Source organism: Methylobacterium trifolii (assembly GCF_022179685.1).
Taxonomy (GTDB): Bacteria; Pseudomonadota; Alphaproteobacteria; order Rhizobiales; family Beijerinckiaceae; genus Methylobacterium; species Methylobacterium trifolii.
The window spans coordinates 22,714-33,520 of sequence record NZ_BPRB01000159.1; the positions used below are offsets into that span (position 1 = coordinate 22,714).

Genomic DNA, 10,807 nt, shown 5'->3' on the forward strand with positions numbered 1-10,807 from the left:
GCTGGCCCTCGCGGCGTTGCCGCGGGGGCGCGCGGGCCCCATCTTGCGGGGACGGAACCGGACGCGTCGGTTCCGCCCACCTCAGGCGCGGTCCCGTCAGACGGACGGCGCAGCGAGCCCCTCAGCCTTGGCACGACGCATCGACACGAAGGCGGGCGAACCCGCCCTGCCCACGCGCGAGGCGATCCTCGCCTTCATCGCCGAGTCCACGGACAAGGTCGGCAAGCGCGAGATCGCCCAGGCCTTCGGCCTCAAGGGGGCCGACAAGATCGGCCTCAAGCGCATCCTCCGGGAGATCGAGGACGAGGGCCTGGTCGAGAGCGGCCGCGGGGGGCTGGCCAAGGCGGGGCGCCTGCCGCCGGTGGTCATGGCCGACATCCGCTCCCGCGACCGCCACGGCGATTTTCTGGCCTTCCCGGTCGAATGGGACGGAGCGGGCAAGGCACCCACGATCGTGCTCGCGTCCCCGCGCGGTCCCAAACGGTCGAACCGGCCCGCACCGGGCATCGGCGACCGGGCCCTGATCCGCGTCGAGCCGGAGGAGGGCTCGGCCGAGCGCTACACCGGCCGCGTCGTCAAGGTGATCGGCAAGAACAAGGCCGAGATCATCGGCGTCTACCGCGCGGGCGCGCAGGGCGGCCGGATCGTGCCCGTGGAGAAGCGCGCGCAGGGCCGCGAGATCCTGATCCCGCCGGGCGAGGAGGGCGAGGCCCGCGACGGCGACCTCGTCAGCGTCACCCTGGAACGCGAGACCCGCTCCGGCCTGCCGCGGGGCCGGGTGCGCGAGCGCCTCGGGTCGCTCGGCTCCGAGAAGGCGGTGAGCCTGATCGCCCTGCACCTGCACGGCATCCCGCACGTGTTCTCGCAGGCGACGCTAGCCGAGGCCGACGCGGTGACGCCGGCGGGGCTGAAGGGCCGCGAGGACTGGCGCGAGCGCCCGCTCCTGACCATCGACCCGCCGGACGCCAAGGACCACGACGACGCGGTGATGGCCGAGCCCGATCCCGACCCGGGCAATCCCGGCGGCTTCGTGCTCACCGTCGCCATCGCCGACGTGGCGGCCTATGTCCGCCCCGGCTCCAACCTCGACCGGGAGGCCCTGGAGCGCGGCAACTCGGTCTACTTCCCCGACCGGGTCGTGCCGATGCTGCCCGAGCGCATCTCGAACGACCTCTGCTCGCTGCGCGAGGGCGAGGACCGCCCGGCCCTGGCCGTGCGGATGACCGTCTCGGCGGACGGGACCAAGCGCCGCCATACCTTCCACCGGGTGATGATGCGCTCGCGCGCCAAGCTCTCCTACGTGCAGGCGCAAGCAGCGATCGACGGGCATGCGGACGAGGCGACGCGGCCCCTGCTGGAGACGGCGTTGCGCCCCCTCTGGGCGGCCTACGCGGCGCTGCGGACCGCCCGCGACAGGCGCGGGCCGCTGTCCCTCGACCTGCCCGAGCGCAAGGTCCTGCTCACGCCCGAGGGCTCCGTCGACCGGGTGATCGTGCCCGACCGCCTCGATGCGCACCGGCTCATCGAGGAGTTCATGATCCAGGCCAACGTCGCCGCCGCCGAAACCCTGGAGGCGGCGGGCCAGCCCCTGATCTACCGGGTGCACGACGAGCCCGCCCTGGAGAAGATGCGGGTGCTCGGCGAGGTGCTGGCCTCGGTCGGCATCAAGCTGCCCAAGGAGGGGGCGCTGCGCCCGGCCCTGTTCAACCGCATCCTCGGCTCGGTGGCCGAGACCGAGCACGCGGTCTTCATCAACGAGGTTGTTTTGCGCTCCCAGGCCCAGGCGGTCTACGCGGCGGAGAACCTCGGCCATTTCGGGCTGAACTTGCGCCGCTACGCCCACTTCACCTCGCCGATCCGCCGCTACGCCGACCTGATCGTGCACCGGGCGCTCGTCACCGCCGGCCGCCTCGGGACGGACGGCCTGCCACCGGAGACGACGGGCGGCGACCTCGCCCGCATCGGCGAGCAGATCTCGGCGGCCGAGCGCCGTGCCATGGCGGCCGAGCGCGAGACCGTCGACCGCCTGATCGCCGGCCACCTCGCCGACCGGGTCGGCGCCACCTTCGAAGGGCAGATCTCCGGCGTGACCCGCTCGGGGCTGTTCATCAAGCTCGACGAGACCGGGGCGGACGGCTTCGTGCCGATCTCGCAGCTCGGGGCCGACTATTTCCGCCACGAGGAGGGCCGCCACGCCCTGGTCGGCGAACGCAGTGGCGAGACCTTCCGCCTGGGGGACCGGGTGGAGGTGCGGCTGGTGGAGGCCGCCCCCGTTGCCGGGGCGCTGCGTTTCGAACTGCTCTCGGAAGGGCGCACCCGCACAGGTGCGAGAGGCGGCGCGGGCAGGAAGCCCGGAGGCAAGGGAGCGGGCGGCGCGCCGTTCAGGGCCGCCCCGAGCGGCCGCCCCCCCGGTATCCGCAGCACCGGTACGCGTCACCGTGGCTCGCGCCGCTGATGCGCTCCGGTGTAGGGTCCGCCCCATGACCAGCCACACGCGCGATACGGGCCTGCCAATGGACGGGCCAGAGCCGGCCCGCACCGGCCTCGTCCGCTCCATCGCCCGCGGCTTCCTCGGCCGCTGCCCCCATTGCGGGGAGGGCCGCATCTTCGGCCGCTTCCTCAAGGTGCGGCCGGAATGCACGGTCTGCGGTCTCGAACTGCACCACCACCGGGCCGACGACCTGCCGCCCTACATCGTCATCTTCATCGTGGCCCACCTCGTCGGCTACGTCATCCTGGAGATGGAGATGGGCTACGACGTGCCCCTGTGGTTCCAGCTGAGCTTCTGGCCCGCGGCGACGCTGGCCCTCGCCCTCGGGCTGCTCCAGCCGGTGAAGGGCGCCGTCGTCGGGCTGCAATACGCCCTTGGCATGCACGGCTTCGCCACGCTACCGGGAAGCCGCCCCGCCGCGGGGCCGGAGGAGACGCGCCTTGGACCAGCCGGACTCGACGGCACCGGCATCGGACGGGCCTGAGGCCCGCAAGCCCCCGCGGGCCGCCCCCCCAAAAGCCCTTCGCCCGCGCGATGCCGCGACGCTGATCGTCCTCGACCGGCGGGGCCGCGCCCCGAAGGTGCTGATGGGCCGGCGCAACCCGGGCCTCGCCTTCATGCCGGGGCAATTCGTGTTTCCGGGCGGCCGGATCGAGCCCGGCGACCGGCACATGAGCGTGGCCGGCGCCCTGCCGGACTATGCCGAGGCCGCCCTCACCCGCCGCGTCTCGCGCCCCCCCCACCATCTCGGCCGATCCCTGGCCTTGGCTGCCCTGCGCGAGACCTGGGAGGAGACGGGCCTGCTGCTCGGCACCCGCGAGCACGGCGCCCCCGAGGCCGTGCCCGCCGGCTGGGAGGCGTTTCAGGCCCACGGCGTGATGCCGGACCTAGAGGCGATGCACCTGGTCGCCCGCGCGATCACGCCGCCCAAGCGCGTGCGCCGCTTCGACACCCGGTTCTTCGCCATCGACCACCGGGCGATCGCGGCGGAGGAGGCCGGCCGCGTCGGCCCGGACTCCGAACTCGTGGAACTGGCCTGGGTCCGCCTGGAGGCCGCACGCAAGCTCGACCTGCCCTTCATCACCCGCACCATCCTCGACGAGCTGGAGGCGCAGGTGGCCGTCGGCTTCGCGCCGTTCCGCGAGATCCCGTTCCATTTCGAGCGCTACGGCCGCCGCGCGCGCATCGGCCTGTGACCGGCCCCAGGGTCTGGGCGAGCCGGACGACCAGGCAGGAGCGGGAGCGCACCGGCGCGATCGCGGCGGCGATCACCTGCGTCGCGGTGGTCGGCATCGGCCTGAGCCTGTCGATCCCGCTGCTGTCGATCGAGATGGAGCGGATGGGCGCGTCGAGCACGCTCATCGGCCTCAACACCGCGGTGGCGGGGGCTGCCAGCATCCTCACCGTTCCCTTCGTGCCGCGCCTGGCCGCCCGCATCGGCGTGGTCCGCCACCTGGTCCTCGCGATCCTGCTCGGTGCCGCCTGCCTCATGGCCTTCCCGCTTCTGCCGGGGATCGGCTGGTGGTTCGGGCTGCGTTTCCTGTTCTCGGCGACGCTCGGCACCCTGTTCGTCCTGTCGGAATACTGGATCAACGCCGCCGCCCCACCCGAGCGGCGGGGCCTGGTGATGGGCATCTACGCCACCGTGCTGGCGATCGGCCTCGCCATCGGCCCGGTGCTGCTGATCGCGCTCGGCACCGAGGGCTTGTCCCCCTACCTCGCAGGCGCGGGGCTGTTCGTGGCCGGCACGCTGCCGCTTCTGCTGGCCCGAGGCCTCTCGCCCGAGATCGCACGGACCTCCGGCCGCCGCTTTGCCGGCTATCTCCGGCTCGCGCCTGCGGCGACCCTGGCGGCGCTGACCTACGGCGCCGTCGAGGCCGGGGGCTTTGCCATCCTGCCCCTCTACGGCCTGCGCCTCGGGTACGACGCCGCGACGGCTGCCGGCCTCGTCAGCCTGCTGGCGCTCGGCAACGTGCTGTTCCAGATCCCCTTCGGCTGGCTCGCCGACCGCTGGGACCGGCGCGCGGTTCTGCTGACGGCGAGCCTCGGGGGCGCGGCCTGCTCGGCCCTGATCCCGGCGGCCGCCGGTTCGCTTCCCTGGCTCGGCGCCCTGCTGTTCGTCTGGGGCGGGCTGGCCGGCACCCTCTACACCGTGGGGCTCGCCCTGCTCGGGGCCAGCGTGCGCGGGGCGGAACTCGCCGGGGCCAACGCTGCCTTCGTCGTGCTCTACAACGTCGGCCTGATGCTCGGCCCCCCGATCATCGGCGGCGGCCTCGACCTCGCGCCCGGAAGCGGCTTCGCCATCACCCTCTGCGCCCTGTTCACCGCCTACGCCGCAGCCCTGGTCCTGGCGCGCCGGCCTTGACCTTGCCGGCCCGATCGGGCATTCACCCGGCCGTATTCGGCCGGGCTCTCCCGGCCCTTTTGCGTTTCGCTCATGCGGAATGCCGCGAATCCCAGGAGCGCCGCGCCATGGCCAAGGCCGTCACCGTCAAGATCAAGCTCGTCTCCACCGCCGACACGGGCTACTTCTACGTCACCAAGAAGAACTCCCGCACCCAGACCGAGAAGCTGACGCAGCGCAAGTACGACCCCGTCGTGCGCAAGCATGTCGACTTCAAGGAATCCAAGATCAAGTAAGCGCCTGCCGACAGGCATCCGGTCGTCTTGCAAAAACCGCCCCGACAACGGGGCGGTTTTTTATTTGGCCCTGCCGCGATCCCGCTCTCGGCCGTTCGAGCGGCCCAGCGGAGGGCGCCCGCGAAGGCGATGATCGGACGAGGCCCGACCGCGCGCCGTGCCACGCTGTTCCGATCGAGTTCCCACCCGCAAAAATGCCTTTGACGCGATTGCGGCCGGGCTGTTAAAGCCGGATGGCACGAACGGCATGTGGCGCTGACGGGCCTCCGGCCCTCCCTCGCCACCTCATCGAAACCGGTCGTGCTCGCGGGTGTAGTTCAGTGGTAGAACGTCAGCTTCCCAAGCTGAATGTCGTCGGTTCGATCCCGATCACCCGCTCCAACTAAGTTGCTGAAGCGTCAGCCTTTCTAACGCTCTACCGCTGACCTCACGTTCCCCATGTTCCCCGTCGCGTTCCCCATGGCCTGTTCAGGCCATGTTCTTCGCAGTGCGATGCGCCTGCCGAAGCTCGGCCACCTTCCGCGATTTACCGACTGCGCCACGCGAGTAGCGAAGCGTTATCGCAACCTGTGAGTGCGTCGCCGCCGACCGGATGTCGTCGAGGTCGGCACCCGCATCCTCGGCTTCCGTGATGGCTCCGGCCCGAGCATCCATGTTCCAGACGTGGTCCGGGACGCCGGCTGCCTTCGCCACGATGCGCCACTCGCGACCGTAGGCCGACTCGGCGTAGGGCCGGCCCGCGGTCTCATCGATGATGAGCGGCCCGACACGGCTGTCGATCGGCACCAGGTCGAGGAGGTCGAGGACGACCGGGCAGAGCTTCAGATCATGCGCGGAGAAGGCGCCCGTCTTCGTCGTGGCCTTGCGCACCACCAGGTCGGCCGCGAGGTCGGACCAGAGCAGCCCGTTCGTCCACCGCCGGCCGTTGAGCACGATGCCCGATGGCGCCTCACCCGCCGGGATGGGCTCCCATTCGCCGATCACGTCCTTCTGCCGGAGCGCGGTCTCGAACTGGATCGCCGTGCCGATTGCCAGCGAGAGCCGGTTCAGTTCGAGCGCCTTGGCGACGAGCGCCTCGACGTGGCTGAGCTCCATCGTGATGCGGCGGCGCGCCGGCTGAGCGAAGCGCGCGTGCTCCAGGATCGCGTAGAGCCGGGCGCACTCGGGTAGCTCGGCCATGATGCCGAAGGCGAACATCTCCCGCATCTTCTTGATGATGCCGTAGGCGCGCCTCACCCGCTCGGGCGCTCCCGGCACCTTCGGCTTCTTGGCAGCCTCGTACCAGCGATAGAAGTCGCCGATCTTGAGCGCTGCGAGCGCCCTGGTGCCGAAGGCTTTCTCGATGATGACGAGGGTGTAGGTGTCCTTCGTCCGGGTGTTGTGCTTCAGCCGGCGGAAGGGGCTGGCCTCGTCAGTCTGGTAGCGCCGGGACAGGCCGAGGATCGTACCGTCGAAGCGGCTGGTCTCCCGTCCGCGTCCGGAGGACCACTCCAGCATCTCGGCCTGGTACTTCAGGCACGCGGCACTGATGAGGTCGCGGTGCGTCGGATCGTCGAGGGTGTAGCTGAGCCGGATCGTCTCCGGGCGATACCCCGCCTTCACGAGGTCGGCGCGGGCGCACCAGTAGAGGACGGCTGGACCGTTCTTGCGCTTTCGGCGCTTCAGGCCGGGGGCGTTAAATTCAGAGGGCATCAAGGTTCTCCTGTCCGTCGAGGGCGGATGCCTCGACGTGGGAGAGACCGTAGCGGCGATTCCAGTAGGCTTGCACGGCCGGCCAGTAGCGGGCGCCCATCATCGGATCGATCCGGGGCAGGCCGTCGCGCTCCAGGATGAGGGCCTTCGCCTTCCATGCGACCGGATCTTGGCTGAGCCGGCGTGCCACTTCGGCCTCGCACGGGAACAGGCCCTGATCCTGGTGCTGGCGGCGGGGCATGGATCAGGCGCTCTGCAGGATCTGGGCGAGCGTCGGATTGATCCGCGGTCCATCGTGCCAACCACTCTCGACGGCCTTGGAGAGCTTCAGGCCCATTTGGGCAATCGAGCCGCCGCCGAGGACGAAGCGGCGGCCCATGTAGGACTGCCCATAGTCGGCGGGGTTGGTGCCGCTCTGTGCAATCTCACGGGCCGCCTGCGGCTCGACGAAAAGCCATTCCGTGGCGCCACCCGGCTCAGGCAACACCCACGCTGCCGACCCATCTTCCGAGACGGTGACGCGACGGATGAGGGCGTCCCCGTGGTGCAGCACCAGGGCGGCGAGGAGAGCGCCGAGCGTGGCCCCCTCTTTGATCGGGCCGTTCAACATCTGCAGGTTTGCAGCTCGATGCGCCACGGCCCCCGCGTCCACGGCGCGCCGCGAGATCAAGCTGAGGATCATGAACGCAGCATGGATCGGCTCGATGTCCGGGGCATTCCGCCCCCGTGCACCGGTGGGCACGATCTCGGCCTGACGGAGCACGCGCATGCGCTGGTCGGCTTCGCTTTCCGGGATGCCGGCCATTCTAGCGAGGAGGCTCTGGAACTGCTTGGCGTTCATAGGGAACCTAATGCGATAACTCCACTAAGATGCGCTTCGCCGCACGGGCGGTCAATATGTGATTTCTACATTTGCGGGGCTTTTCGATTGCCAGTGCGGGGAATGGCCGCTCACCCCCTCAATGTCGGTTCCGAGTTGGGAGTGATCAGGGCGAGGCAGCGCTATGAAGCCCAACACAGTGGCCGTGCTCCTCGGAGCCGCTTGCGCGATGGTCGGGCCGGCAATTGTCCATGCCTTCACCGACGATCCCTTCGACCAAGCCGTGCTGTCTCTGCTGATTGCGGGTTCATTCGCCATAGCATTTCTGTTCGGCGTTCGACGGTCGTGAGGCTTGGCCGAGGGTGACATCCGACCGCCCTTTCGAACGAGGCGCACAGGTCATATTTGCCCGAGCGTTGGTCCACGGATCGACCGTCCACGCCCCAGCTTGGCTTTCGCCCCCGTTAACTGAGCGGGGTGTGGACGACATCGTTCGATAGGCGTCGGCGAGACCCGTCCGAGTCCGCGAGAGGTTTCCGCCGGATCGGGCGAAAACCCTTGAGGAGTCTGGCCGGGCGGCGTTCGTGAAGTCCAAGCCGGGCTCGGATGGGTTTTCACCGGATCGGGTGGAAACCGACCGCGCGAGCGGCCGGACCTGGTATCAGGTACGCATGCGCTCCAGACGCTGCCCCAGGGCTTCAGCCTCGGCGAACCGAGCCTTGGCCCGGTCCAAGGCCTCATCGGCCCACCGCCCGCACACGCGGCTGCGCTCGATCTCTGCGGAGCCGAGTCGCAAGAGCGCGACGGCGCGGATTGCCAGGATCATGCGCATGGGGACGGCTCCCATGGCTTGAACCCTTGCTCGGCTTTGGCGCACACCGCCCGGTACAGGCGGGGTCGGTTCTGCAACCTCACCCAATGCTCTTCGCGGGCTCGGGCTCGCTCGCGGCCGTCGTGGATCGGTATGGTGCGCCAGACGCCCCCGTCAGGCTGCAAGAGGACCAGCATTCCGAGCGCGTAGGCGTCGCGTAGCCATTCCTCCGCGACGAAGCTGAGATCCGGGCCCGTGCCTCGATGCAGGCTGTGGCCGAAGACAGCGCCCGTGAGGGGCAGTGTTGCGAGTCCGAGGATCACACCCCGGCGGGATGAGGAGCCGCTCATCGGCCGCCCTCCTGCCATTTCGAGGGAGCGAACATCTCGCCGCATTGCTCCTCGGCCTCCGGGCATGTGAGCCGACAACCGGCCGCGGCCAGGATGATGGGTGCCCGGTGCAGGGCCGCCCTAGCAGAATCGGCCGGATGCTCGCCTGGGCGGCCATGAAAGACGGCCCCGTGGTTCATCATCGGCACGAAGTTGCGGCCGTTGCAGCCCCACGAGGCGTACCGCATCTCGAAGTGCAGCCACGCGAGATAGGTGGCGACCATGCCGCCCATGACGGGCACCGCCGCCGCGCTCGGGTTGCCGATGAGCGTCACGCCGCCGCCGATGAGGGGAAGCGAGACGAGGCCGCGGAGGAAGCCGCGGCGGCCACCAGCGGCGCTCATGCGCACCGCCGGAGGGCAGTCGGGAAGAAGGCCGCCTCGCCGTCGCAGTCGACGCAGTCGGCGTTCTCGCGCTCATCGCAGTTGCCGGCTGCCCAGGTGCCCTGCCCTTGCCAGTCGAAGGGCTCGACGGCGCCGAGGCTGGGCTCCAGGTCCGGATCACCGTCGAGTGCGTCTAATAAGGCGAGGTCGGCCTCGATCCGATCGGCGACGCGCTTGCGTAGCTCCAGGACCGCCTGGCGGCCGCCCTCGAGGTCCTCAAGCCGCTCCTGGGGTAAGGGCGCGCCGCCGCGGCGCATGGCGCGGATCGCCAGGGTGACGGGACCCGGCTGCCGGCCTCATACCGCTGGTAATAACGGCGGCAGGGCACCGGCGCGGGGTAATAAGGGCGTGCGTGTGCTATGGGCGTGGTTAGCCATGATCGTCTCCAGAGGACGGGTGTGGTCAGGGCCGTTCCGGTGTGTCCAGCACCGTTGCGGCCCGTCCTATTTCATGGCACCATCAATTCATGTCGTCAATAGCTGGCACCAACAAAAAACGCGGACGTGGCAGGCCGGTCGTGAACAGCACGGCCATCAACCTCCGCGTGCCTCCGGTTCTGTTGACGGCAATCGATGCGATGATCGCAGATCAGCCCGAGCCCAAGCCTTCAAGGCCAGAGGCAGTCCGACACGCTCTGACCGACTGGCTCACAGGCCAGGGCTACATCCGCCACCGTGAAGATCCGGAAGGTGCGAACTGATGCTCCTCACCGGGCACCTGAAGGCGAAGGGGCATCTCAAATGAAGACTTTGATCTTGGCCGCTCTAATGGCCCTCGCTGCCGGCTCCGAGGCAGTCGCCCAAGCCGCTCAGGATGTCCCAATCCAGCGCGATCTCAGGCGGATGGATCGGATCGACGAGCGACTTGGACGCAATCGGCCGCCGCGGGTCGATCCCAACGTCTCCCCTGACAATCCCGATGGCGTAGTTGGTTTCGATGGACCGCCCGACGACTTCGAGGACAGCATTGAGGATAGGGGACCGCTTCCACCGGGATCGCCGGCGGATATCGATGAGGACTGACCCGAGGGACGTAGGGCTTTAGCCTACTTGCCCCTGCTAATGTCTTAGTTCGCCGCGGGGAAGATTCAAAAGGCGCAAACTGACGGAGATAGTGGTGAGCGACGAGGATTGCGACTTCGAGCACTCGCCTTTGTCCGGTCCGTTCACTCGTGACGGCGTGATGGTCGAAGTCGAAATCTATCGGAGCGAAGGCTCGCAGGATCTCTGGCGTCTTGAGATCGTCGACGAGAGCGTTGGATGCATTGCATGGACTGAGCGCTTCGCCACGGATCAGGAGGCCTACCGCGCTTTCACCGAAGCGGTCGAAAAAGGCAGGGTCAGATTGTTCGTAGAAGCTAAGGCTGACAAAGTGCACTGACCGAACTACTTATTGACGAGGGAGTTGTCTGCTCTAGTTTGTTGACGCGGAAGGGGCGAACTGATGAGCGAGGCAGCTGTTATTTCTAACAACGCCAGGCTGACTGAGGTCACCATCCTCGCAGCTGCGCTCTCCGATCGCATTCTCAACGCGCAGATTGCAGGACGGCAGATCCTTCCAGAGTGTCCGTCGTCAGATGAT

14 protein-coding genes and 1 tRNA gene are annotated in these 10,807 nt (G+C 68.9%); 9 read left to right on the forward strand and 6 right to left on the reverse strand.

The window, feature by feature from the left end; all coding sequences use genetic code 11:
* Positions 1–127: 127 nt before the first annotated feature.
* From rnr to COGEMETH_RS14485, 6 genes are all read left to right on the forward strand, one after another.
* Positions 128–2,455 (forward strand): ribonuclease R, encoded by a 2,328-nt coding sequence (gene rnr / locus COGEMETH_RS14460; RefSeq protein ID WP_238183333.1) that lies wholly within the window; start codon positions 128–130, stop codon positions 2,453–2,455.
* Between the two features lie 25 nt (positions 2,456–2,480).
* Positions 2,481–2,975 (forward strand): DUF983 domain-containing protein, encoded by a 495-nt coding sequence (locus COGEMETH_RS14465; protein ID WP_373875372.1) that lies wholly within the window; start codon positions 2,481–2,483, stop codon positions 2,973–2,975.
* On the forward strand, positions 2,932–3,687 hold the full coding sequence (locus COGEMETH_RS14470) for an NUDIX hydrolase (RefSeq protein ID WP_238183334.1): 756 nt from the start codon (positions 2,932–2,934) through the stop codon (positions 3,685–3,687). The genes COGEMETH_RS14465 and COGEMETH_RS14470 overlap by 44 nt, the downstream gene beginning before the upstream one ends.
* On the forward strand, positions 3,684–4,856 hold the full coding sequence (locus tag COGEMETH_RS14475; RefSeq protein ID WP_238183335.1) for an MFS transporter: 1,173 nt from the start codon (positions 3,684–3,686) through the stop codon (positions 4,854–4,856). Before COGEMETH_RS14470 ends, COGEMETH_RS14475 begins: the two co-directional genes overlap by 4 nt.
* A gap of 107 nt (positions 4,857–4,963) precedes the next feature.
* Positions 4,964–5,131, forward strand: a complete 168-nt coding sequence (rpmG, locus tag COGEMETH_RS14480; RefSeq protein WP_147726819.1) for a 50S ribosomal protein L33 — start codon at positions 4,964–4,966, stop codon at positions 5,129–5,131.
* A 306-nt stretch (positions 5,132–5,437) separates the two neighbouring features.
* Positions 5,438–5,512 (forward strand) — tRNA-Gly (locus tag COGEMETH_RS14485).
* Between the two features lie 87 nt (positions 5,513–5,599).
* Here COGEMETH_RS14485 and COGEMETH_RS14490 read toward each other — a convergent pair.
* The 3 genes from COGEMETH_RS14490 to COGEMETH_RS14500 are packed head-to-tail and all read right to left on the reverse strand — an operon-like array spanning position 5,600 to position 7,664.
* Positions 5,600–6,823, reverse strand: a complete 1,224-nt coding sequence (locus tag COGEMETH_RS14490) for a site-specific integrase (protein ID WP_238183336.1) — start codon at positions 6,821–6,823, stop codon at positions 5,600–5,602.
* A complete protein-coding gene (locus COGEMETH_RS14495; RefSeq protein WP_238183337.1) occupies positions 6,813–7,064 on the reverse strand; it encodes a hypothetical protein in 252 nt (83 codons plus the stop codon). Before COGEMETH_RS14495 ends, COGEMETH_RS14490 begins: the two co-directional genes overlap by 11 nt.
* A gap of 3 nt (positions 7,065–7,067) precedes the next feature.
* Positions 7,068–7,664: a hypothetical protein gene (locus COGEMETH_RS14500; protein WP_238183338.1), complete on the reverse strand. Its 597-nt coding sequence runs from the start codon at positions 7,662–7,664 to the stop codon at positions 7,068–7,070.
* A 163-nt stretch (positions 7,665–7,827) separates the two neighbouring features.
* Between COGEMETH_RS14500 and COGEMETH_RS14505 the strand changes: the two genes are divergently transcribed.
* Entirely contained in the window at positions 7,828–7,992 is a 165-nt protein-coding gene (locus COGEMETH_RS14505) for a hypothetical protein (protein WP_238183339.1), read from the forward strand.
* A gap of 312 nt (positions 7,993–8,304) precedes the next feature.
* On the opposite strand, the gene COGEMETH_RS14510 is transcribed toward COGEMETH_RS14505, so the two are convergent.
* The 3 genes from COGEMETH_RS14510 to COGEMETH_RS14520 form a co-directional block, all read right to left on the reverse strand.
* Positions 8,305–8,475 (reverse strand): hypothetical protein, encoded by a 171-nt coding sequence (locus tag COGEMETH_RS14510; protein ID WP_238183340.1) that lies wholly within the window; start codon positions 8,473–8,475, stop codon positions 8,305–8,307.
* A 325-nt stretch (positions 8,476–8,800) separates the two neighbouring features.
* Complete coding sequence (locus tag COGEMETH_RS14515) at positions 8,801–9,187, reverse strand: hypothetical protein (protein ID WP_238183341.1); 387 nt, start codon at positions 9,185–9,187, stop codon at positions 8,801–8,803.
* Complete coding sequence (locus tag COGEMETH_RS14520) at positions 9,184–9,483, reverse strand: hypothetical protein (RefSeq protein WP_238183342.1); 300 nt, start codon at positions 9,481–9,483, stop codon at positions 9,184–9,186. Before COGEMETH_RS14520 ends, COGEMETH_RS14515 begins: the two co-directional genes overlap by 4 nt.
* 483 nt (positions 9,484–9,966) lie before the next feature.
* Here COGEMETH_RS14520 and COGEMETH_RS14525 point away from each other — a divergent pair, with 483 nt between their 5' ends.
* Positions 9,967–10,248 carry a hypothetical protein gene (locus COGEMETH_RS14525; protein ID WP_238183343.1) on the forward strand — a complete coding sequence of 94 codons (282 nt, stop codon included), beginning with the start codon at positions 9,967–9,969 and terminating at the stop codon, positions 10,246–10,248.
* A 94-nt stretch (positions 10,249–10,342) separates the two neighbouring features.
* Entirely contained in the window at positions 10,343–10,606 is a 264-nt protein-coding gene (locus tag COGEMETH_RS14530; protein WP_238183344.1) for a hypothetical protein, read from the forward strand.
* Positions 10,607–10,807: the final 201 nt, after the last annotated feature.

Excerpts from the sequence above, each read along its gene's own strand:
- COGEMETH_RS14515 (WP_238183341.1), bottom strand. The coding sequence starts at position 9,187 with ATGAGCGCCGCTGGTGGCCGCCGCGGCTTCCTCCGCGGCCTCGTCTCG.
- COGEMETH_RS14505 (WP_238183339.1), top strand. The coding sequence starts at position 7,828 with ATGAAGCCCAACACAGTGGCCGTGCTCCTCGGAGCCGCTTGCGCGATG.
- COGEMETH_RS14500 (WP_238183338.1), bottom strand. The coding sequence starts at position 7,664 with ATGAACGCCAAGCAGTTCCAGAGCCTCCTCGCTAGAATGGCCGGCATC.
- COGEMETH_RS14525 (WP_238183343.1), top strand. The coding sequence starts at position 9,967 with ATGAAGACTTTGATCTTGGCCGCTCTAATGGCCCTCGCTGCCGGCTCC.
- COGEMETH_RS14495 (WP_238183337.1), bottom strand. The coding sequence starts at position 7,064 with ATGCCCCGCCGCCAGCACCAGGATCAGGGCCTGTTCCCGTGCGAGGCC.
- COGEMETH_RS14510 (WP_238183340.1), bottom strand. The coding sequence starts at position 8,475 with ATGCGCATGATCCTGGCAATCCGCGCCGTCGCGCTCTTGCGACTCGGC.
- COGEMETH_RS14465 (WP_373875372.1), top strand. The coding sequence starts at position 2,481 with ATGACCAGCCACACGCGCGATACGGGCCTGCCAATGGACGGGCCAGAG.
- COGEMETH_RS14520 (WP_238183342.1), bottom strand. The coding sequence starts at position 9,483 with ATGCGCCGCGGCGGCGCGCCCTTACCCCAGGAGCGGCTTGAGGACCTC.
- rpmG (WP_147726819.1), top strand. The coding sequence starts at position 4,964 with ATGGCCAAGGCCGTCACCGTCAAGATCAAGCTCGTCTCCACCGCCGAC.
- COGEMETH_RS14490 (WP_238183336.1), bottom strand. The coding sequence starts at position 6,823 with ATGCCCTCTGAATTTAACGCCCCCGGCCTGAAGCGCCGAAAGCGCAAG.